Source organism: Corynebacterium simulans, assembly GCF_001586215.1.
Classification (GTDB): domain Bacteria; phylum Actinomycetota; class Actinomycetes; order Mycobacteriales; family Mycobacteriaceae; genus Corynebacterium; species Corynebacterium simulans.
In genome coordinates this window covers 1,550,876-1,573,187 of the sequence record NZ_CP014634.1, presented here as the reverse complement: position 1 = coordinate 1,573,187, position 22,312 = coordinate 1,550,876, and the positions used below count along the sequence as shown (strand labels likewise).

The window sequence follows — 22,312 nt, the reverse complement described above, 5'->3', positions numbered from 1 at the left end:
CTGTGACCATCACTGATACCTCTCATCCCCTGCGCCCGGCAGCGCCTGCCGACGCCCAGGTATGGGACGTCGCCGCGCAAGTCCCCGACCCCGAGATTCCCGTCATCTCGATTGCGGACCTGGGGATTCTGCGCGCAGCGAAGCTAGAAGACGACGTCGCAGTGGTAACCATTACTCCGACCTACTCGGGCTGCCCCGCCATGGAGCACATCACCGCGGATATCACCGCAGCGCTGGGGCAGGCAGGCTACAGCGCTGCCCGCGTGGACCTAGTGCTGCAGCCGGCGTGGACCACCGACTGGATCACCGAGTTGGGCCGCAAGAACCTCAAGGATTATGGCATCGCGCCGCCAACCGGCAAGTCCCGCGCGGCAAACTCTGGACCCATCCCGCTGACCCTTGGTCCCCCACCTGCCATCGAATGCCCACACTGCGGCTCCCGCCGCACCCGCAAGCTCGCCCAATTTGGCTCTACTTCCTGCAAGGCACTGTATAACTGCCTGGACTGCCTAGAGCCTTTCGACTACTTCAAGGTGCACTAATGACCACCACAATCCCCGCTAAGAAGAAGGCTACGTTCAACACCCTGACCGTGACCGGTGTACGTAAGCTCACCGAAGACTCCGTCGAGGTTTCCTTCGCAGTCCCCGCCGAACTCCAGGAAGACTACAACTACATCCCCGGCCAGTACGTGGCACTGCGTGCCGAGATCAACGGCCAGGAAGTGCGTCGCTCCTATTCCATCTGCGATGTGCCGCGCGACGGTGTCATCCGCGTGGCCATCAAGCGCGACCGCGGCGGCATCTTTTCTACCTGGGCCAACGAGGAGCTAACCCCCGGTACCCAGATGGACGTGATGAACCCGCAGGGCGCGTTTACCTCAAAGACCCACCTGACCGGCCTTAATAACCCAGAGGCCGTGCGCGAGGAGCTGGAAAAGCTTGACCATCCGCACCTCGTCGCCGTTGCCGCGGGTTCGGGCATCACCCCAATCATGGCGATTGCTCAGACCGTGCTGGCGGAGTCCCCGGAAACCACCTTCGAGCTCATCTTCGCCAACAAGGGCGGCGGAGATGTCATGTTTGCCGAGGAGATCGGTGACTTGAAGGATAAGTACCCGAACCGCTTCGCCGTCCATCACGTGCTTTCCCGCGAGCAGCGCGTCAACCCGCTGTTTTCCGGCCGCATCGACGCCGAGAAGCTGCAGACGTTGCTCGATAACGTGGTGCGCACCGAGAACGTGGACGAGTGGTTCCTGTGCGGCCCCTTCGAACTGGTCCAGCTGGTCCGCGACGAGCTCTCCGGCCGCGCTGTCGATGAGAAGAACGTGCGCTACGAGCTCTTTACCACCGGCAAGCCCACGGGCAATCAGAACCAGTCTGGCCGCCGGGTAGAAGCCGATCCAGAAGGCAACAACGTCGAAATCACCTTCCAGCTCGATGGCCTCTCCGGCTCGGTTACCTCCCCGGTTTCCGCCCACGAATCACTCCTGAACGCCGCTCTGCGCGTGCGCTCCGATGTCCCATTCGCCTGCGCCGGCGGCGTGTGCGGCACCTGCCGCGCCAAGGTCACAGAAGGCGAAGTGGAGATGGATGAAAACTACGCCCTCGAGGCCGACGAAGTGGCAGCCGGCTATGTGCTGACCTGCCAATCCCACGCCACCACGCCAAACGTCTCCCTCAACTTCGACGCTTAAAACCCACTACTTACTTTATAAAGGCACAGCATGATTGAACTACAGGTGGACGCTGAAAGCGGCGTCGCAGAACTCATCTTCAACAAGCCTAAGGCCATGAATTCTCTAGGCATTGCGGATTTGGCAGAGCTTTCCGATGCCCTCGATGCCGCAGCCAAGGCGCAGCCCAAAGCACTCATCGTCCGCGGCGAGGGCAAGAGCTTTAGCGCCGGCCGCAACATCAAGGGGCTAAACCCGCGCGAAGATGACGCAACCGACTTCCTAGCCAACAAGGTCACCCCAGTCCTGCGCCAGCTCGACGAGTTCCCCGCCCCAACCTTTGCCGCAGTCCACGGCCCCTGCCTCGGCGTAGGCCTAGGCATCGCGCTGGCCTGCGACGTTGTCTATGTCGCCGAAGACGCCAAATTCGGTTCTCCTTTTGCCAACCTCGGCGCCACCCTTGACTCCGGTGGCCACCACCTCTTCGTCGAGCGCCTCGGCCCGCACCGCGCGATGGACCTCATCATCACCGGTGAGCTCATCAGCGGCGCGGAGGCAGTCCAAGCCGGGCTCTTCTCCCGCGCACTCCCGGCAGAGGAGCTGCTGGACTTTACCCGGGGCGTCGCCAAGCGCGCGGCTCAAGGGGCCACCTTGGCATTCATGGCCAGCCGCAAGCTTGTCCAAGACATCCGCGACAACGGCACCGGGCTGTGGGCCTCCGTGGATGCGGAGAACATCGCACAAGGAAAGCTGTGCGAGACCGAAGACTATTACGAAGGTTTTGATGCCTTCAACGAAAAGCGCAAGCCGCAGTTCAAAGGAGCATAAATGACTACCCCTAACGCATACCTCGTCTCCGGTTTCCGCACGCCAGTGGGCCGCTACGGCGGCGCGCTTTCTTCCGTGCGCCCCGACGATCTCATCGCCACCACCATCCGTCAGACCGTCGAAACCGCAGGCATCGACCCATCCCTGGTGGATGAAGTCATCATCGGAAACGCCAACGGCGCCGGCGAGGAAAACCGCAACGTCGCCCGCATGGCGTGGCTACTGGCTGGCTTCCCCGACACCGTCCCCGGTATCACCGTCAACCGCCTGTGCGCTTCGGGCATGTCCTCGATTGCGCTGGCTACCGCCCTCGTAGAGTCGGGCCAGGCGGACATCATCGTCGCAGGTGGCGTGGAGTCCATGTCGCGCGCGCCGTGGGTTATGGAAAAGCCCACCAAGGCCTTTGCCAAGCCAGGCGAGGTCTATGACACCTCCATCGGCTGGCGCTTCCCCAACTCCAAGTTCCTGGCGCAGGAAAAGATGACCTACTCCATGCCGGAAACCGCCGAAGAGGTGGCTAACGTCTACGGCATCACCCGCGAGGGCGCGGACGCATTCGCCCTGCGCTCCCACCAGCGCGCACTTCAGGCTATCGCCGACGGCAAGTTCGCTGCGGAAATCGTGCCGGTAGAGGTCAAGGACCGCAAGGGAAATGTCACCATCGTCGACACGGACGAGGGCCCGCGCCCCGAAACCTCCCTGGAAAAGCTCGCCAAGCTACGCCCGGTAACCAGCCTCGGCGAAGTCACTACGGCCGGCAACGCATCTTCGCTTAACGACGGCGCTTCCTGCGTCATCGTCGCCTCTGCAGCGGCCGTCGAAAAGCATGGTCTTAAGGCTCGCGCCCGCGTGGTCGCGAACTCCGCCCGCGGCGTCAAGCCCGAGATCATGGGAACCGGCCCTGTGCCCGCTACCCGCCAGGTGCTCGAGCGCGCTGGCTGGAGCATTGAGGACCTCGACGCGGTTGAGCTCAACGAGGCCTTCGCCTCCCAGTCCCTCGCATGCATCCGCGAGCTCGGGCTCGACGAGGACAAAGTCAATGCGTGGGGCGGAGCCATCGCTCTGGGCCACCCGCTGGGTTCCTCCGGCTCGCGTATCACGTTGACCCTGCTCAACCGTCTCGAGACCGAAGGCTTGCAGCGCGGTGTGGCCACCATGTGCGTGGGCGTGGGTCAGGGAACCGCGATTGCGATCGAGAGGGTCTAAATGAGTACCGCTATCGAGATAACCCAAGAAGAAGGCTTTGTTCTAGCCCGCCTGAACCGCCCAACGGTGCGCAATGCCATCGACGAGCAGATGGTGGCTGAGCTGCACGAACTCTGCGCGGGGTTGGAACAAGAACCGCAGATTCTCATCATCACCGGCTGCACCGTGGAAACCTCCAAGGGTCCGCGCGGCATCTTCGCCTCGGGCGCGGACATCGCCCAGCTGCGGGAGCGCCGCCGCGACGACGCCCTGCGCGGCATCAACTCCGGCATCTTTCACCGCATCGCCCAGCTGCCGATGCCCGTCATCGCTGCCGTCGACGGCTATGCCCTAGGCGGCGGCCTGGAACTGGCGCTCGCTGCGGATTTCCGGGTAGCCACCCCGTTTGCCAAGTTCGGCCAGCCGGAGGCCAACCTGGGAATCATCGCCGCGGCCGGGGCGCTGTGGCGGCTCAAGAACACGGTCGGTGTGCCGCTCGCCAAGGAGATTCTGCTGGCAGGACGCATCTTAAGCGGCGAAGAGGCGCTGGAGGCACACCTTATTAACGAGGTTCACTCCCCCGCTGAGCTCCTCGACGGCGCAAAGGCCCTAGCCGAGCGCATCGCCGCGCTCGACCCGCTGGCCGTGCGCATTACTAAACAGCTAATGGACATGCCGGATTCCGCGCACCCCTCAGTAGACAACATCGCTCAGGCCGTGCTCTTCGAGTCTCAGGCCAAATTCGACCGCATGCAAGCATTCCTCGACCGCAAGAAGGAAAAATAAAGATGAAAACCCCGAATAAAGTTGGAGTACTAGGCGGCGGCCGCATGGGTGCCGGCATCGCGCATGCCTTCCTGGCAGCGGGTGCGCAGGTCCACGTCGTCGATATCAACGACGATGCCGTCGCAGCCGCCCGCCAGCGCGTGGAGAAGGCCATCCAGGGTTCCCTGGATCGCGGCGCTTCCGGCACCTTCGAATCGTGGGCTCAGCGCCTGACGCTGTCCACCGAGGCTGCCGACTTCGCGGGATTCCCGCTGGTAGTCGAGGCAGTCCCGGAGTCCATGGAGCTCAAGACGCAGGCATTCGCCAACGTTTCGGCGGCAGCTCCGGAGGCAGTCATCGCCACCAATACCTCTTCCCTGTCCGTATCCGAGCTGGCAGGAAGCGTAAACAACGACGTAATCGGCCTACACTTTTTCAACCCAGTTCCGGCATCCAAGCTGGTAGAGGTGGTCATCGCTGACTCCACCCCCGCGGAACTGGTTGAGGACGCCAAGGGCTGGGTTGAGGCTTTGGGCAAGACGGCCGTTGTGGTCAAGGATGCCCCCGGCTTCGCGTCCTCCCGCTTGGGCGTGGCCATTGCGCTGGAGGCCATCCGAATGGTGGAGGAAGGCGTTGCCTCCCCGCGCGATATCGACAACGCGATGGTGCTGGGCTACAAGTTCCCCATCGGCCCGCTCGAGCTCACCGACATCGTGGGCTTGGACGTGCGTCTCGGCATCGCCGAGTACCTCGAGTCTCAGCTCGGCGAGCGCTTTGCGCCTCCGCAGCTGATGCGCGATATGGTCGCTCGCGGGGAGCTCGGCCGCAAGTCCGGCAAGGGCTTCTACGACTACAGCTAGCGCTTTTAAGTTCCGCCGCCCTAGATGCCAAATCGGAGCGAAATCGCGACGTCGTAAAGCGCAGATTTGGCATTTAGGGCGATATTTCGTGTACCCACTCCGGCTCTGGCGGCAGCGCGTATTCCTCCCATGGTTTAGGCAGCAGCGCCTTGTGCCAGAGGTGAACGAAGGAATAGAAACGCCGCGACCAATTGGGCGGCTGCGCTACCTGCTCCACGATGTAATCTAGGTGATGCGCCACGCAATGGCCGGTGTAGCGCAAAGTCCGCCAACCTCTTAATACGGCTTCGTTGTTCTTCCAGTGATCGCGAATCCACACGCCCAACTCGGAATGGAACTTCAGCCCGTTAATCTCGATGGCTATCTTGCGTGAGGGAATCACGATGTCCCAGCGATGCACGCCGATGAATACGTTGCATTCAATCTTCAGCCCTGCCTGCTGGAGTGCCCGTGCAACCGCAATCTCCGCGCTGGAGTCGGTGAACAATACTGCGGACCTCAACAGCTCCTGCGCTCGGGCGGGCAGACTGGATATTTCAGCCCGGTCTGCCTCGAGCTTCTCGCGCCCGCGATGTCCGGAATAAAGCGCCTCGCAGAGCTCGATGCCGCGGCCCCAGTCAATCTGTTCGAGAGCCAACAGCGGATTCTGCACGGAGCAGCCCAGCACTTCGCGCGTCTGCTCCCGCACGCTTCGCCGCGCGGAATAATACGTAGATGCTGGCAGACGCTTCGGTGCGGCGAGTTCTAATGGCAGTGTCACCTCGCGCTTCAGATACAACTGCGCGGCTGTCCGCCCAGTGGCGACGGCCTGCGGGTATCGCTGTTGGACCGCCCAGAGCACTTCCAGCGGCGTAGGCCTACCCCAAACGTTGAGCCCCCGCGCAATCTTGGTGACGCGCCCGTGTTTGATATGCGTGGCCAGTTGGCTCTTCGTCAGCCCCGACACTAAGCCCTTGTGCATGATTATCTCCCCCAATTGGAAGCTAGCACCGGCGGGCGGGGTGTGCAGCTTGAAGCGGTGGAGGCGCTCACGCCTGCCTAGATGCCAAATCGTGGCCCATTCAGGCAGCCAACATGCGTCGATTTGGCATCTAGGGCGGCTAACCTAGCTTCTTTCCACCAATGCGTTCGTGATTCGCGCGGTGCACAGGCGCTTGCCGGCTTCGTCGGTAATCACGACCTCGTGGCTACACAGCGTGCGCCCCAACTTGATGGCCGTCGCAGTTGCGGTAACCAACCCGGCGCGTCCGGAAGAGTGATGCGTGGCGTTGATGTCCACGCCCACAGCTACCTTGCCCTGCGTCGAAGCATGGATGACGGCCGCCCAGCTGCCCACGGCCTCGGCTAGGCACACCATCGCACCGCCGTGCAAGAGGCCGAAGGACTGCGTATTCCCCTCCACAGGCATTGTGGCCACAACTTTCTCCGGCGACTGTTCGAGCACCTCAACGCCCATTTTCTTGTCTAGCTCACCGAGCACAATTTGCCATTGCTGCATGGTTCTTCCTCCTCGCTATGTGATGTGGATTATACTAACTTAAATTACTGACCGAACGATCAGTTACTCGCGAAAGGAACGATTCCGCAATGACAAACGAGAACACCGCGCAGCTTGTCCCCAGCTTCCTCGCCGGGCAGTGGGTCACGCCTGACAACCCCAGCAAGGTCACCGATGTGCACGATGCGTCCACCGGCGAGCTGGTCGCTCGCGTGAGCGCAGAGGGCCTCAATATTGCCGCGGCCGTCGATTATGCCCGCACCACCGGCCGCACCGGGCTGCAGGCGCTTACCTTCCACGAGCGCGCCATCAAGCTCAAGGAACTGGCACTCTACCTGCAAGAACATCGTGATGAGCTCAACGAGCTCGCGCACAAGACCGGCGCCAACAAGCGCGATAACTTCGTCGACGTCGACGGCGGCATCTCCACCATGTTCACCTTCTCTTCGAAGGGGCGTCGCGAGCTGCCGAACTCCACCGTCATCCCCGACGGCGAGGCTGAGGTCTTCTCCAAGGACGGCTCCTTCATCGGCCGCCACATCTACACCTCGATTCCGGGCGTGGCCGTGCAGATCAACGCCTTCAACTTCCCGGTCTGGGGCATGCTCGAGAAGTTCGCACCTGCTTTCATCGCGGGCGTTCCTTCCATCGTGAAGCCAGCCACCCCCACCGGCTACGTCACCGAGGCCTGCGTACGCCTCATGCTGGATTCCGGCATCCTCCCAGAGGGCTCCCTGCAGCTCATCTCTGGTTCCGCGCGCGATTTGCTGGATCACCTGGATTACCGCGATCACGTGGCCTTCACCGGTTCCGCCGCCACCGCACACGCGCTGCGCAGCCACCGCAACGTCGTGGAGGGCGGCATCCAGTTCAGCGCCGAGGCCGACTCCCTCAACGCCGCCATCTTGGGCACCGACGTCACCGAGGACTCCCCCGAGTTCGAAGCCTACGTCAAGGCCGTCTTCGGCGAGATGACAGCCAAGGCTGGGCAGAAATGTACCGCCATCCGCCGCGCTATCGTGCCGCAGCACCTCGTCGATCCCGTCATCGCAGCGCTGAAGGCACGCCTCGAGGCGAAGGTCGTGCCTGGTGATCCGCGCGACACCAACGCCACCATGGGTCCGCTGGTCTCCGTTGAGCAGCGCGAGGACGTCGCCACTGCAGTGCGCACGCTTGTCGACGCCGGCGGTGACATCGTCCTCGGCGGCCCCGACGAGCTCGAGGGCGCATTCTTCGCACCGACGATTCTGCGCTTTGCAGATTCTCGCACCCCAGCCGTGCATAACACCGAGGCCTTCGGCCCAGTGGTTTCCTTCATTGGCTACGAGACCCCTGAGGAGGCCATCGAATTGGCGGCCCTGGGTGCAGGCTCGCTGGTCGCATCCGTCGTAACCCACGACCCAGAGCTAACTGCTCAGCTCGGACGCAGTATCGCCGCTCACCACGGCCGCCTGCATTTCCTCGACCGCGACGACGCCAAGACCTCAACCGGCCACGGTTCTCCCCTGCCGCACCTGGTCCACGGCGGCCCAGGCCGCGCCGGCGGCGGCGAGGAGCTCGGCGGCGTGCGCGGCATCAAGCACTTCATGCAGCGCACCGCCATCCAGGGCACCCCAGATCACCTCACGGCAATTACCGGCCAGTGGCACCGTGGCGCGGCCGTTAACCGCGTGACCCGCGCCGATGTGGAGGCAGGCACCGGTACACATCCTTTCCGCAAGGATCTGGCAACGCTCAAGGTAGGCGACCAATTCGCGTCGGACCTGCGCAAGGTCACCTTGGAGGACATCACAGCCTTCGCCAACGAAACCGGCGATACTTTCTACGCCCACACCGACGAAGAGGCCGCCACCGCGAACCCCTTCTTCCCGCGCCGCGTCGCACACGGTTACCTTCTGGTTTCCTGGGCAACCGGCCTCTTCGTAGAGCCTGCTCCGGGTCCCGTTCTGGCGAACTACGGCTTGGAGAACCTGCGTTTTATCAACCCTGTCACCTACGACGATTCCATCCGCATCGAGCTCACCGCCAAACGCATCACCCCGCGCGTGACCGACGACTATGGCGAGGTCTGCTGGGATGCTGCCCTCTACAACCAGCACGACGAGCTGGTTGCGTCCTACGACGTCCTGACCCTGGTGGAGAAGGTCGACACCATCTACGCGCAGCAGTAATACGAATAGGCGTTATTGCCGCCACGATTAAGGAGACTGCGTCACAGGTCACATTCCTGCCGTATGCTTTTGTGTATGAAAGAGAACTCAGTCATTATCGTCGGCACTGGGCTGGCAGGAATGGTCGCAGGTTACGAGGCCATCAAAGGCGGCAAGCACGTCATCTTCCTCGAGCAGGAAAATCGCAATAACCTGGGCGGACAGGCCTTTTGGTCACTTGGTGGCCTGTTTTACGTCGGCTCCCCTGAGCAAAAGCTCATGCGTGTGAAAGACTCCGAGGAACTGGCCTGGCGCGACTGGGCCAACTCCGCCGACTACGACGAAGTCACCACCGAAGACTCCCACGACTACTGGCCACGCAAGTGGGGCCGCGAGTACGTTCGCTTCGCCGCAAATGAAAAGCGCTCTTACCTCAAGAAGCTGGGACTTAACGTGCTGCCCACCATTGGCTGGGCAGAGCGCGGCTCGGGCGACGCCTCCGGGCACGGCAATTCAGTCCCCCGCTTCCATCTCACCTGGGGCACCGGCCCTGAGGTAGTCCGTGTATTCCGCGAACCTCTTGAGAAGGCCGAGAAGGAAGGCAAGGTGGAATTCCACTTCCGCCACCGCGTGGACGAGCTCATCACCGAGGGGAACGGGAGCGCACGGCGCGTCGTCGGTGTGAAGGGCTCGGTCCTGGCGCCCACCGACCAGGTGCGTGGTGAGGCGAGCGGAAGGGACGTCGTCAAGCAATTTGAGCTCCGTGGCCAGGCCGTGGTGATTGCCACCGGCGGCATCGGCGGAAACCTTGAGAAAGTGCGCACCATGTGGCCCACTGAGCGCTGGGGTAAATGCCCAGAGGAACTGGTCAGGGGTGTTCCCGCGCATGTCGACGGCCGAGGAATCGACATCGCCAGCAAGGCCGGCGCCAACCTCGTCAACCAGGACCGCATGTGGGCCTACCCCGAGGGCATGAGCAACTGGAATTCCATCTGGCCAGAGCACGGCATCCGCATCATCCCAGGCCCATCCAGCCTGTGGCTCGACGCGGAAGGAAATCGTCTGCCCACCAACCTCTTCCCTGGTTCGGATAACCTCGCCGCACTGTCGCACATCACCAACACCGGGCATGGCTACTCCTGGTTCGTGCTCAACCAGGAGATTGCGGACAAAGAGTTCATCTTCTCCGGCTCCGAGCAGAACCCCGACCTCACAGACAAGGAGTTCAAGAAGCTGGCCGGCAAGCTCGGCCCAGGCACCCATGTGGCCGTCAAGGCTTTCATGGACAACGGCATCGACTGGGTTGTCGAAGATAACCTAGAAGACCTGGTCAAAGGCATGAATTCCATCAGTCCAGAGGGTTCACCCAAGATTGATGTGGACCAACTGCGCAAGATCATTGAGGATCGCGACGCGCAGCTCGACAACCCGTTCTCCAAGGACGCTCAGGTCAACTACATCCGCATCGCTCGCGGTTTCTTAGGCGACAAGTTGATTCGCTGCGCGGCCCCGCATCGCTTGCTCGACAAGGGCCCGCTCATCGCGGTGCGCCTCAAGGTACTCACACGCAAGACGCTGGGCGGCATCGAAACCAACCTCGACGGCGCCTGCCTCAATCCCGACGGAACCGTCCTGACCGGCCTGTATGCCTGCGGCGAGGCGTCCGGCTTCGGCGGCGGTGGCATGCATGGCAAGAACGCGCTCGAGGGCACGTTCCTGGGCGGCTGCATCCATTCTGGCAAGCGCGTAGGCGAGGCTCTCGCGCGCAGCTAAGATGGCCCATCATGGACATCTTTTTGGAAACCGTCGACGAGCTCCACGAGGTCGCACGCTCCCATGAGGACCCCGCGTTTGACGAGGTCCTCTATCACCGCGATCCTTCAGGCATCTGCATCACTGCGATGACCTACGAAGATGAGCAGACCGCCGTGGTCACCTACCGCGGCCCGGCCCAGCAGGGCACCATCTACAGGGCCACGCCTTTCATCGGGGTGGTAGAAACTGCAGGTAAGCGCTTCGCCGCGCTTGTCGACGCCCCCTTTTCCCTCCCTGCCGGCAACCCTGCCGGTGGCGAGGCTTTGCAGGGCACACTGTACCCCGCACTCCTGGCCACGCACGTGGAACCCGCAGGTCACCACGCTATCGAGGATTTCGAGGCCCCCGACACGGAACGCTTCTACAGCAATTACAAGCCCAGCATGCTGACCCCGCGGGTGCGGGTGACGGGTGAGGTAAAGGACGTCGCGAAGCACGTGCATGAGCTCACCGAAAATGAATTCTGGGTGGGCCAAGTGGCCGGGTTTGCGGTGGTCTTCGAGGAAGAACCGCCCGCGCACGCGACAATCGACGCCGTGGCGGTCTGCGCTACTCCTTTCTGGGACGAGGCCTAGGCCTGTTCGCGGCGCGGCTTGTCGACGCCGCGGCGACGCACCGCGATGGTCAGCAAGATAATGCCGCTGAGCAGGAATGCGAGCGCGCGGAAGATACCGCTTGTGGCCGCGAGATCGAAGAAGGTCAGCTTGGCCACCGCCACAATGGCAAGCAGCACGCCGATGGCGGTAAAGCGCTGGTCCGCAGCAAGAAGCAGGCGGGCAGCAAGGACCATCCACGCCACAGAAACCAGAGCGTGCGAAGCCAGGTAGGCAGTCTTGAGGCCCTCGGCTCCCGCCACGATGGCGGCTGCCGAGGCGATTGTGCCTACCGCGGCAAGAAGACTGAGCAGGAGTACAAAGAGTAGCAGTGCGGCTGCGACTCCACGGCTCTCGTAGTGGGGGATACGCTGGCGCAACAGGTAGCCCGCGATGAGAGCCACGGTGAGGACGATGCCCTCGGCAAGTGGCTCCATGCCAGCGAGGGCAGGCGGATCAAAGAGCACACCGCCGAGGAGCGGGGAGAGCACTATGATCGAGCCGAGGAACCAGGCGGCCAGGACGAAAGCATTGCGCATCGCTTGGAAGAGCAGCACGAATGCTGCAAAGAAGAGCCCGCTTAGGACAAACGTCAGGACTACAGCCATGGTCCCTGTGGGGGCTGTGCCGGTCCAGCCCGCCATGGTGTTGAGCATGACCAAGGCATAGACCACGGGGATAGCCCCAAGTGCGCAATCCCTGATGACGGAGTTGCCAAGCCAGGCGATACCCACGATGACAGCCAGGGCAGCAACGGCCATCCACTGGGCGAGGATGGTGTCCGCGCGAAAGAGGGCAGTGAACAGCAGGAAGCCCGGGGCGAACAGCCCCAAGAACGCGAATCCAAATTCCGCCTTGGCGGTGGGGAAGTAGACCACTAAGGCCACAGCCGCGATGGCGAGCAGGCTGCATGCGATGGCGATCCACAACGAGGGCAGACTGAAGAGGGTGCTGCGGGCGGCGACTTCCGTCATGACCACGGCAAGCCCGATGCCGGCGATAGCCCGCAGCACCTCGGCCATGCGCTCACTGCGACACAAGATGCTGTAGGTGGCGGTAACCAACGGGATCACGACAACGAGCATGGCACCGCCGACGTGTGCGGGTGCCACTGCGCTGGGGTAGGAGAGTGCGGCGATGCCTGCGCCTGCGGCCATCCACTCTTGTGTGAATGAGCCCTGGCGGAAACAATGGGCGTACCCCACGAATCCGCCATAGATGAGCGCCATGAGCACTGCGCCCAGCCACACCGGCCACCAACCCAGCCACGTGACCACGAGGAACGTCGTGGCCAGCGCCGCAAATAGGGAAGTGGCCACCAAGGCGGTTACACCGGCCGGGGCGGCTTTGTTGCGGAACCACCATCCGGCCCCGAGCAGCGCACCCGCCACGATGTAAGCCAGAACGACGCGGCCCACCGGCCCTAGCAGGCCCGCCTGAATGGCAAGTCCCACAAGGAAGGCCACGCCCGCCAGGGTGATGACGGTGCCGCCAATAGCAACCGCACTGATGAGCGTCTTCTCGCGGTCCCGCGGGGCACGCGGCCGTGGTGCCTGCCATGGATAAGGAGGAGGTACCGCGTGCGGCTGGGGCTGCGCCGCCGGTTGCGCTGGCTGCTTCACTGGAGGTGGCGCAGGGGCCTGCTGGGGTGGGGTGGAAATTGGCTGCATCTCGGGCACGCCGGCCGTCTGACGTTCGAAATCGCGGAGGCTGGCGCGGGCGTCGCTAAGTGCTTGCTCGGCAATGTCGAGCCGACGCAAAGCGTCCCTGAGCAGCTCTTGGTTTGGATTCATGCTTAATGACTTACCGCGAAACCCCCGTGTCTACCAGAGAACCTAGTATTTCGTTATGCCTTTGAAACCTTTCACCGGCTGGGATATCACCCAATGGCGCGAACATGCCCTGCGGCATGGCCCCGAAACTGGAAAGGACCACCTGTGAGCGTGCAGCTCGTGGCCTCGACAAGCAGCACAAATAGGGGAGAGAGCCTGCCCCTTGATGTGGCGCAGGCCCTCTGTTTGTGATGATTTAGCGCTTACTTAACCACCAGGTTGACCATGCGGCCAGGGACGTAGATCTTCTTGACTACGTTCTTGCCCTCGGTCAGCTCGACGATGCGGGCGTCGGCAAGCGCGGCGGAAACCACGGTGCCCTCGTCGGCGTCGGCAGGCACGTTAACGCGAGCCTTAACCTTGCCGTTAATCTGGACCGGAATCTCAATCTCGTCATCTACCAGGTACTTCTCCTCGAAGGTGGGGAAGGAGGAGTAGGTGATGGTCTCGGTGTGGCCGAAGCGCTTCCACAGCTCCTCCGCGATGTGCGGAGCAATCGGGGAGACCAGCTGCGCAATCGGCTCGACCGCAGCACGCGGAGCGCCTTCGGCGGAGTTGCCGTAGGTGCGCGTCAGGTAGTTGACGTACTCGATGAGCTTAGCCACCACGGTGTTCAGACGCAGGTTCTCGTAATCATCACGCACACCGGCGATGGCGCGGTGCAGGGCCTTGAGATCATCCTCGGTGAGCGCGGCGTCGCTAGTAGCAAGCTCTCCTGTCGTCTCGTCTACAGCCAGACGCCACAGACGCTGCAGGAAGCGCTGGGAGCCGACGACGTCCTTGGTTGCCCACGGGCGGGAGGTATCCAGCGGACCCATGGACATCTCATAAACGCGCAGGGTATCGGCACCGTAGTCGCGGCAGATGTCATCCGGAGCCACGGCATTCTTCAGGGACTTGCCCATCTTGCCGTACTCCTGGTTGACCTCTTCACCGTTGTAGTAGAACTTGCCGTCCTTTTCCTCCACCTCGGCAGCCGGGACGTAAACGCCACGGGAATCGGTGTAGGCATAGGCCTGGATGTAGCCCTGGTTGAACAGTCGGCGGTACGGCTCCTTGGAGGAAACGTGGCCGAGGTCGAAGAGGACCTTGTGCCAGAAACGGGCGTAGAGCAGGTGCAGCACTGCGTGCTCGACGCCGCCGACGTAGAGGTCCACGCCGCCTGGATCGCCAGCGCCGTGCTCCTCAGGACGAGGGCCGGTCCAGTAACGCTCGTTCTCCAAGCTGCAGAATTCTTCCGAATTCTGCGGGTCAATGTAGCGCAGCTGGTACCAGGAAGAACCTGCCCACTGCGGCATGACGTTGGTGTCACGATAATACGTCTGGGTGCCCTGGCCGAGGTCGAGTTCCACCTCCACCCATTCGCGGGCCTTGGCCAGCGGCGGCTGCGGGGAGGAATCGGAATCGTCTGGGTCGAAGGAGACCGGCTTGTAGTCTTCTACCTCCGGCAGCTCGACCGGCAACATGGACTCTGGCAGCGGGTGAGCCTGGCCTTCAGCGTCATAGACGATGGGGAAGGGCTCGCCCCAGTAACGCTGGCGTGCAAACAGCCAGTCGCGCAGCTTGTACTGGATCTTTTCGCGGCCGATGCCCTGCTCCTCCAGCCACGGGATGATGGCCGCGATTGCGTCTTCCTTGGACTTGCCGTTCAGGTCGATGGATTCGTTAGCGGAGTTAACGGCCTTGCCGGACTCAGTAAACGCTTCCTTGCTGATGTCACCACCAGAGACAACCTCCGTAATTGGCAGGCCAAACTCGGTGGCGAACTCGTAGTCACGCGTATCGTGCGCCGGCACCGCCATGATGGCGCCGGTGCCGTAGCCGGTCAGAACATAGTCAGCAATAAAGATCGGAACCTGCTTGCCGTTGACCGGGTTAACCGCATAGGTGCCCAAGAAGACGCCGGTCTTTTCCTTGTTCTCCTGGCGCTCCAGGTCAGACTTTGCGGCGATGGACTCACGGTAGGCCTCCACGGCCTCCTTCGGATCATCGTGGCCAAAGGTCCAGCGCTGGTCGACGTCGTCGTCATACGGGACGGGGGAGAGCAGGGCGTCGACAAGCTCGTGCTCCGGAGCCAGCACCACGTACTCAGCGCCAAACAGGGTGTCAGGGCGAGTGGTGAAGACGGTGATCTTGTGGCCCTCAGCGGTGAAGTCCACCTCGGCGCCGCGGGAGCGACCAATCCAATTGCGCTGCATGGACTTGACCTTCTCCGGCCAATCCAGAAGCTCCAGATCATCCAGCAGGCGATCGGAGTAAGAGGTAATGCGCATCATCCACTGGGACAGGTTCTTGCGGAAGACCGGGAAGTTGCCGCGTTCAGACTTACCCTCTGCCGTAACCTCCTCGTTTGCCAGCACGGTACCCAGGCCAGGGCACCAGTTGACGGTGGAGTTAGACAGGTAGACCAAACGGAACTCGTCCAGGGCTGCGGCCTGTTCGGCTGCAGTCAGATCGGAGTAGTAACGGCCATCCTTGGTCTTGCGCTTTCCTACCTCGAGCTCCTTGACGAGCTCAGACATTGGGCGCGCCTTCTGCTGCTCCTCGTCGAACCAGGAGTTGTAAATCTGCAGGAAGATCCACTGAGTCCACTTGTAGAACTCTGGGTCCGTCGACGCCACGGAGCGGCGCGGATCATGGCCCAAGCCCAGCAGGCCCAGCTGGCGGCGCATGTTCTCGATGTTGGCCATCGTGGTGGTGCGCGGGTGGGTACCCGTTTGGATGGCGTACTGCTCGGCCGGCAAGCCGAAGGCGTCATAACCCAGGGTGTGCAGGACGTTCTTGCCCAGCATGCGGTTGTAGCGGGCATAGGTATCGGTGGCGATATAGCCCAGCGGGTGGCCGACATGCAGGCCTGCGCCGGATGGGTACGGGAACATGTCCTGGATGTTGAGCTTTTCCTTCGGAAGGGCGCCCGCGCTCTCCGTGGCTAACTCGCCGACGGGGTTCGGCGCGTTAAACGTGCCATTGTCTTTCCAGTACTGCTGCCAGGTCGACTCGATCTGGGCCGCAAGCTCCGGGGTATAGCGGTGCGCGGTGGAATCACTCGGGTTAGTCATGTTTAGACAGTGTAGTAGCCCAGCTGGTCATTGTGTCATTTAGCCTTGGGCTTTCCTTGTCCATCTGGTGGGATTTTCGCTGAGATGGGAATGCGCTTGGCGACGCCGCGTTAAGCCCCACCTAACCCCGCGTTCTGAAGTCAGCCTGAATGGCTGTTAATTCCGCGCGAATGATGTCGAGGGCCCACTGCGGATCGTCCTCCACGGGACGGTGCAGCAAGTGGAATGCAAGACCGTCGATCAGTGCATGCAACCGTTGCGCACTCACCTCAACTTCTTCCGACTCGCGAGATTGACCAGACACCAATTCGACCAAGCGCAGTGCCACTTCATGGAGTTTCTGGTGTGCTTCGTCCCGAATAGAGGCCAGCTCTGGAAGCGCTGGCACTTCGGTTGCGAGTGCGAGGTTGACCTCAAATTCAGCGCGCGAGTCCGCCTCTAACGGCAACAGCTGCCTCACAATCTCAAGCGCATACTGCTGCGGTTCATCACTGGGAGGAACGGAAAGCACCCGTTCTGTTGCGCGCTGCACCATTAGCTCAGCCGAGAACTTCATCAACTCGGCGCGGGTGGGAAACACATGCCGCAGTGAACCAACAACGATTCCCGCCTGCTCAGCCACGTTCCTTACAGAGACGGCCGAAATACCGCGCTCCAGAATGACCTGCCATACGGCCTCAGCGAGCTGCTTTTTTCTTTCTTCGATGTCGAGTCTTGGCGCCACAAAAGAAACTCTAGCACGACTGTGTTAAAGTCTCGTCTAACACAGTCGTGCTACTAAGAAAGGCCCGTGATGATCGCGACCATCGGCAGCCTCGTCGTCCTAGCCCTCATCGATTCGACCAGCTTCGGCACCCTCCTGATCCCTCTCGGCTTGTTAACGGCACCTGGACGCCTGCAGATCAGCAGGCTCCTGCTCTTTCTGAGTGTTGTGGCTGGCTCTTATTTCGCACTGGGCGTGGCATTGCTGTTTGGGGCTACGTCGCTACTTGGTTCTTATAGTCATCTGTTCGAGTCCACGAGCTTTCGGTATGTGCAGCTCATAGCAGGGATTGCATTGCTGGTAATAAGCCATTTCATGGACACCGAGAAAGCTCGAGCACGCGCTGCGGAGCGAGCAGCACGTGGGGATAACCGAATATTGAGGTGGCGTTCGCAGGTCATGAGCGGAAAATCCTCTTCAAGCACCACCGGCTCGCTCATCGGATTGGCTCTCGTCGCCGTATTCCTCGAAGCCGCAACCATGCTGCCCTACCTCGCGGGCATCGGCATCATCACCGTCGAGGGTCCCGGATTCCCCAGCAATGTGCTGCTCTTGCTGGGCTATTGCTTCGTAATGATCCTTCCGGCCCTCTTACTCACTTGCATCCGAATAATGGCCCGCTCCGCAATCGAAAAACCGTTGATTCGCCTAAACAACTGGCTCATGAAGAACGCGCAGAGCACTACTGCTTGGATCATTGGCATCGTGGGATTCATCCTCGCTGCCCAAGCCGCCTCGATTTTGTGGTTCGCCACTTAGACCCGTTGAAGCTGCGGTGATCTGTTTTCAAGGATCGGGTCCATCACAGGAACTAACTCGCACACCACGCTAACGGAGGCAATCTTTAAAAAGCGCCGCCCGCGCTTCATCTTCACGTGGTGGAGTTTCCAATTCAACCGCGGCATCTCTGCTTGCTTCATAAAGAGCAATCCCAATGTTCTTCGGTTGCACAACGTCAATAAGAATGGCACGCACCTCCGCTTCCATTGAGCGGCCATTGTCCCGCGCACGAGCCACGAGCGCTTCTTTTATCGCGTCGTCAAGGTTTCTTACTACCAATGAGGCCATCGCATCTAAACCTTCTTGACCACCGCCGGCTTCAACGTCATGGCGCCGAAGCCATCAATCTTGCAGTCGATGTTGTGGTCTTCCTGACCCGTTCCAGCATCAAAGTTCAGACGGATGCCGCGGACCTTAGTGCCGGACTTCAGCGGCTGCTGCGCACCCTTGACCTTGAGGGTCTTGGTGACGGTGACAGTGTCGCCGTCGGCAAGCGCGTTGCCCACAGAATCAACGATTACCTGGGGCTCAGCGGAGTCGGTGTCCGCACCAGCGGCGGTGGCTTCGAACTCGTGCGCGCACTCCGGGCAGACGATGAGCGGCGGCATCTCGTAGGTGTATTCGGAGGAACATTCAGGGCATGGCGGCAACATCGCAGCTGCATTTTCAGTCATGAGAGGGATTCTAATCTGTGCTCACGCTTACGGCTGAACGGCGTAGTGGGTAATTGACGTCCAAAAGAACTACCCACATAGTTTGATTCTTATTAACCCGTGTGTGGTCCCGTTGTTACTCCGCCTGCCTAGATTTATGCACGGTTGATTCCACTCTCACTTTTGGAACTTGCCTCTTTCTATTCCTATCTCTCTTTAAAGTCCCCAAAGACCTTGAACATAGAAAGCTCTCTCATGCGCAACTTCTCTCGCGCCCTGCGCGTTAGCGTGGCCGCAGTAGCCACTACCGCCCTGACCACCGGCCTTGTCGCCCCAGCACACGCCGCTGCTTCTGGCCCTAAGAACATCATTTACATGATTGGTGACGGTATGGGCTACGGCCACATCGCCTCCAACAATCTCTACGAGTCCGGCCAGTCCAAGTACCTGGTTGAAGGCGCATTCGGTCCGGACACTGCGAAGGAGCTCGAAGGCGAATCCGTCCAGGCATTCGAGGACTTCAACCGTCTGTCCATGACTACCTTCCCGCACGGCGGCTCCTACGACCCAGCCAAGGCATGGTCTGACCACGAGTACATCAAGCAAGGCCCTACCGACTCTGCTGCGGCCGGCACCGCAATGGCCACCGGCTCCAAGGTTGATAATGGCACCCTGGGCGTCTCTTCCTACGGCCACGAAATGGAAAACCTCTCCGAGCGCGCCATCCGCGAGGGCAAGTCCGCAGGCGTCGTCACTTCCGTACCGTTCGACCACGCCACCCCAGCGGCGTTCGCGGCGCACAACAAGAACCGCAACAACTACCTGGAGATCGGCGATTCCATGATCAACTCCGATCTCTCCGTCATCATGGGTGCGGGCCACCCTAAGTACAACGATGACGCGCAGAAGGTTGCTGCCGGTTCCGAGGACTACTCCTACATCTCCAAGGAGAACCTCGCTGCGCTTCGCGACGGCTCGAAGGGCTGGGAGTTCACCGATAACACCGCCGGCTTTGAGTCCCTGGCTGCTGGCAACGCAGAAGAGGGTAAGAAGTACTTCGGCCTGGCACCAGTTGCAACCACCCTGCAGCAGAACCGCTCCGGCGATGCTGAAGCGAAGGAGCCAGGCACCGACCCGAAGAACGACGTGGTTGACCTGCCGACCATGACCAACGGCGCACTCAACGCCCTGGGCCAGGACGAGGACGGCTTCTCCCTCATGATTGAAGGCGGCGCCATCGACTGGTCCGGCCACGCAAACCAGACCGGCCGCGACATCGAAGAGGTCCAGGACTTCAACGCGGCTGTCGACGCCGCCATCGACTGGGTTGAGAAGAACTCCTCCTGGGAGGAAACCCTGCTGATTGTCACCGCTGACCACGAGACTGGTTACCTCTCCGGCAAGGATGAGACCGACGCTTGGAAGCCACAGACCGGCACCAAGGGCACCGCTCCGACCCACGAGTGGTACTCCACCAACCACACCAACCAGGTAGTACCGTTCTTCTTCAAGGGCGCTGGCTCCGAAGATATCCAGGCTAAGGTTTCTGGCACCGACCCAGTCCGCGGCGAGTACATCGACAACACCACCGTGGCCAAGCTGGCCCTGGACGAGTGGTGGTTCAACACCGCTGAAGACGACACCAACAACCCCGGCGACACCGACAACAAGCCATCTAACGACGGTTCCTCCGACGGCTCCTCTTCTGCAGGCGCTGGCCTGGCTGGCGCCGGCGTGATGGCCCTCATCTTCGGCATCATCACCGCTGCCGCTCAGGCCCTTGGCCTGGTCAAGTTCGACTTCAAGGCTCTGCAAGACCTCATCAAGCAGTTCGCCTAATGCGCTAGCCGACGCCCCGCCACTAAGCCGCGGACAAGCACCAGCCCTCGTCTCCCCACAAACGGAAACACCGTCACTTTCTAGGGGATGACGAGGGCTTTGGACGTTTTCACCGCTAAAAGGACGCAGTCAGAAGGCAGGACGGACAGCCAATTCTAGTGTCGGCGCTCACCTCAACGATCGAACAATCATCCGAATATCAGCTAGACGTGTCCAGGCCAAAGACTATCGTCACCAGTATGACTCCTATTCCAGCACATTCACTAAAGACACTCCGTCTCGCGCACCGCGCTAGCCGCTTTCACCAATTCGATAGAAACGTCAACTATTTAACTGAATTGGAAAAATTTTTGAGAAATTTTCCTATGCCCAAATGATCTGCGCACTAGAGTGAATTTTAGGCTCGCACTGAAGAAAGAAGGTCTCGATGACATCAGAGAGTCCAAACATCAATTGCCTGACAAATGTCGAATTTCTGCCGACATCACAAGGCCGGCTAAGCGTGCGTGATGCACTCCTTAGGGCCCACAAACACGATTTCGATATCACTTCTTCGCAACCCGGTTTTCATTTCAGCTCTCAGGTTCGACTTTTGGCAGGCATTACTGCAGTAGTACTACGGCACGAAGCCAAAACCCCTGCCGAATTACTCAATCTCGGCCTATCTGAAGCGGCCGTTGATAAGGCTCTCGAAGAGCTCAGCGCTGGTGCTTACTTGCACGACGCACAATTCCCATTCATGCAACGACCGGCAGTTAATACGTCCAACCCCAAGGACAAAGCAACTTATGTTGGCCCCGGGACTCATCCAGTCAAGAAACTGTCACCGGCTATGCCACCCAATGAGTCGGAAGACTTTGCCAACCTTCTCACCGCTAACCAGGAACGGTTATCTCTAGAAGATGCAGTGATGTGGCTCGTGACTTATCATCACCTATCCGTAGCAGGCAACAATGCGTACTGCGGTGACAAATGCGTTTCTGGTTCCCCGGCGATGCGTTTTGTTGGTACTGAGAATTCGGCAACAGAAGTGCTGTGGCATGGGCAATCATTACTAGAAACCTTGCTCATGGCAATTCCACAGTCATGGGTCAAGGGCACAGGCCTTCCCGCATGGGCTGACCGCACCTGCGCGTACTCGCGCCACGACGGGATAGTTCACCCGCTATGGTCGGCCACGTGGACTTCTAATTCCCCTGCTACAGCCTGGGAAGCATCAGAGCTTGTTGGTGTCCGCACCGGCGGTGTACCGCCTGAATGGTTCCTTACCGAGATGGGCAGCAAAGATCAGCAAAAAGATTGGTGGACGCTGCGCAATCAAAAAGACCCGTTCTACCTGTACATCAATAATGGCAAAGAGCTAAAACTTCAGCGTCTAGATCTGGGTAAAGATGCTACTGCTTTGGCCATCAACTGGGCTGCACAAAATAAAACCGCGGAGTTTGAAAAGGCCAGCTCATCCCACATACTTCCTCCAACAGCTGAAGCACGCCTAGTGTTCATCCGGCACCGCATGGAGGGTACCGCTTCTAGCCCCAATATTCGCGCTTCCGACATATTCTTCCCTCGTGATGAGGAGTGGGCCCACGACACCAATCCTGGTGTGCAAGCTGATATCAGGCTTGGTGCAAACTGCATCGACAAGCTTCATAGCACCGTAATCCGCCCATTCCGCCGAGAAAACGCTAACGAGCGTGCAGGCGGCAAAGTACCGCTAGTTTTGGATTTTTTGGAATCCAGCCGCGGAGATGTAAGCGAAGCCTTTTGGCGCAATATGTCCCACAATTTCTCTTTGCTGCTCAAAGAGTGCCGTTCAGCCAAGAGCGAGTTCATCGCTTCCCCGGAGCTGCGTACCGGGCTACACACCGCTTCCATGGCCGCTTTTGATTCAGTCACACAACCACATTTTGGTCAAGAGCCCGCACGGATTGCCCACGTTCGAGCCGGGGTCGAGTACTGGGTAAAACGGCACATCAAGGATTTTGTTGCCGAAGACCCCGACGACCCCACCACCTAA

The 22,312-nt window shown here is 60.7% G+C and carries 19 protein-coding genes; 12 read left to right on the top strand and 7 right to left on the bottom strand.

Annotated elements, in window-relative coordinates:
• Positions 1 to 2: 2 nt before the first annotated feature.
• Genes paaD through WM42_RS07400 form a run of 6 tightly spaced genes read left to right on the top strand, consistent with a single transcriptional unit; the run spans position 3 to position 5,313 of the window.
• Positions 3 to 542: a 1,2-phenylacetyl-CoA epoxidase subunit PaaD gene (paaD, locus tag WM42_RS07425; RefSeq protein WP_062036657.1), complete on the top strand. Its 540-nt coding sequence runs from the start codon at positions 3 to 5 to the stop codon at positions 540 to 542.
• Entirely contained in the window at positions 542 to 1,696 is a 1,155-nt protein-coding gene (gene paaE, locus WM42_RS07420) for a 1,2-phenylacetyl-CoA epoxidase subunit PaaE (RefSeq protein WP_062036655.1), read from the top strand. The genes paaD and paaE overlap by 1 nt, the downstream gene beginning before the upstream one ends.
• A 30-nt stretch (positions 1,697 to 1,726) precedes the next feature.
• Entirely contained in the window at positions 1,727 to 2,503 is a 777-nt protein-coding gene (locus WM42_RS07415; RefSeq protein ID WP_062036653.1) for an enoyl-CoA hydratase/isomerase family protein, read from the top strand.
• Positions 2,504 to 3,709 (top strand): thiolase family protein, encoded by a 1,206-nt coding sequence (locus WM42_RS07410; protein ID WP_062036650.1) that lies wholly within the window; start codon positions 2,504 to 2,506, stop codon positions 3,707 to 3,709.
• The gene (locus tag WM42_RS07405; protein WP_062036648.1) at positions 3,710 to 4,474 is read left to right on the top strand and encodes an enoyl-CoA hydratase/isomerase family protein; all 765 of its coding nucleotides are present in this window, start codon (positions 3,710 to 3,712) and stop codon (positions 4,472 to 4,474) included.
• A 2-nt stretch (positions 4,475 to 4,476) separates the two neighbouring features.
• Positions 4,477 to 5,313 (top strand): 3-hydroxyacyl-CoA dehydrogenase family protein, encoded by an 837-nt coding sequence (locus WM42_RS07400; RefSeq protein ID WP_062036646.1) that lies wholly within the window; start codon positions 4,477 to 4,479, stop codon positions 5,311 to 5,313.
• A 73-nt stretch (positions 5,314 to 5,386) separates the two neighbouring features.
• Here WM42_RS07400 and WM42_RS07395 read toward each other — a convergent pair whose 3' ends face one another.
• Positions 5,387 to 6,274 (bottom strand): endonuclease domain-containing protein, encoded by an 888-nt coding sequence (locus WM42_RS07395; RefSeq protein WP_062036644.1) that lies wholly within the window; start codon positions 6,272 to 6,274, stop codon positions 5,387 to 5,389.
• Between the two features lie 144 nt (positions 6,275 to 6,418).
• Positions 6,419 to 6,811, bottom strand: coding sequence for a PaaI family thioesterase (locus WM42_RS07390; RefSeq protein WP_062036642.1), 393 nt, complete (start codon positions 6,809 to 6,811; stop codon positions 6,419 to 6,421).
• A gap of 89 nt (positions 6,812 to 6,900) precedes the next feature.
• On the opposite strand from WM42_RS07390, the gene paaZ reads away from it, so the two are divergent.
• From paaZ to WM42_RS07375, 3 genes are all read left to right on the top strand, one after another.
• Entirely contained in the window at positions 6,901 to 8,982 is a 2,082-nt protein-coding gene (paaZ, locus tag WM42_RS07385; protein WP_062036640.1) for a phenylacetic acid degradation bifunctional protein PaaZ, read from the top strand.
• Between the two features lie 75 nt (positions 8,983 to 9,057).
• Positions 9,058 to 10,734, top strand: coding sequence for an FAD-binding dehydrogenase (locus tag WM42_RS07380; RefSeq protein ID WP_062039281.1), 1,677 nt, complete (start codon positions 9,058 to 9,060; stop codon positions 10,732 to 10,734).
• Between the two features lie 11 nt (positions 10,735 to 10,745).
• Positions 10,746 to 11,351, top strand: a complete 606-nt coding sequence (locus WM42_RS07375; RefSeq protein ID WP_062036638.1) for a hypothetical protein — start codon at positions 10,746 to 10,748, stop codon at positions 11,349 to 11,351.
• On the opposite strand, the gene WM42_RS07370 is transcribed toward WM42_RS07375, so the two are convergent.
• From WM42_RS07370 to WM42_RS07360, 3 genes are all read right to left on the bottom strand, one after another.
• The gene (locus tag WM42_RS07370) at positions 11,348 to 13,162 is read right to left on the bottom strand and encodes a DUF2339 domain-containing protein (protein WP_062036636.1); all 1,815 of its coding nucleotides are present in this window, start codon (positions 13,160 to 13,162) and stop codon (positions 11,348 to 11,350) included. The genes WM42_RS07375 and WM42_RS07370 overlap by 4 nt on opposite strands.
• A 242-nt stretch (positions 13,163 to 13,404) precedes the next feature.
• Positions 13,405 to 16,260: a leucine--tRNA ligase gene (leuS, locus tag WM42_RS07365; protein ID WP_062036634.1), complete on the bottom strand. Its 2,856-nt coding sequence runs from the start codon at positions 16,258 to 16,260 to the stop codon at positions 13,405 to 13,407.
• A 121-nt stretch (positions 16,261 to 16,381) separates the two neighbouring features.
• Positions 16,382 to 16,984 (bottom strand): TetR/AcrR family transcriptional regulator, encoded by a 603-nt coding sequence (locus WM42_RS07360; RefSeq protein ID WP_062036632.1) that lies wholly within the window; start codon positions 16,982 to 16,984, stop codon positions 16,382 to 16,384.
• A 69-nt stretch (positions 16,985 to 17,053) separates the two neighbouring features.
• On the opposite strand from WM42_RS07360, the gene WM42_RS07355 reads away from it, so the two are divergent.
• Positions 17,054 to 17,782 carry a GAP family protein gene (locus WM42_RS07355; RefSeq protein WP_062036630.1) on the top strand — a complete coding sequence of 243 codons (729 nt, stop codon included), beginning with the start codon at positions 17,054 to 17,056 and terminating at the stop codon, positions 17,780 to 17,782.
• Positions 17,783 to 17,851: 69 nt separating this feature from the next.
• Here WM42_RS07355 and WM42_RS07350 read toward each other — a convergent pair whose 3' ends face one another.
• Positions 17,852 to 18,091, bottom strand: coding sequence for a FitA-like ribbon-helix-helix domain-containing protein (locus tag WM42_RS07350; RefSeq protein WP_062036627.1), 240 nt, complete (start codon positions 18,089 to 18,091; stop codon positions 17,852 to 17,854).
• A 5-nt stretch (positions 18,092 to 18,096) separates the two neighbouring features.
• A complete protein-coding gene (locus WM42_RS07345) occupies positions 18,097 to 18,477 on the bottom strand; it encodes a zinc ribbon domain-containing protein YjdM (protein WP_062036625.1) in 381 nt (126 codons plus the stop codon).
• Positions 18,478 to 18,711: 234 nt separating this feature from the next.
• On the opposite strand from WM42_RS07345, the gene WM42_RS07340 reads away from it, so the two are divergent.
• Together WM42_RS07340 and WM42_RS07335 are read left to right on the top strand one after the other, a co-directional pair.
• Positions 18,712 to 20,295: an alkaline phosphatase gene (locus tag WM42_RS07340; RefSeq protein WP_082787652.1), complete on the top strand. Its 1,584-nt coding sequence runs from the start codon at positions 18,712 to 18,714 to the stop codon at positions 20,293 to 20,295.
• Between the two features lie 502 nt (positions 20,296 to 20,797).
• Positions 20,798 to 22,312 (top strand): type I-E CRISPR-associated protein Cse1/CasA, encoded by a 1,515-nt coding sequence (locus WM42_RS07335; RefSeq protein ID WP_158510268.1) that lies wholly within the window; start codon positions 20,798 to 20,800, stop codon positions 22,310 to 22,312.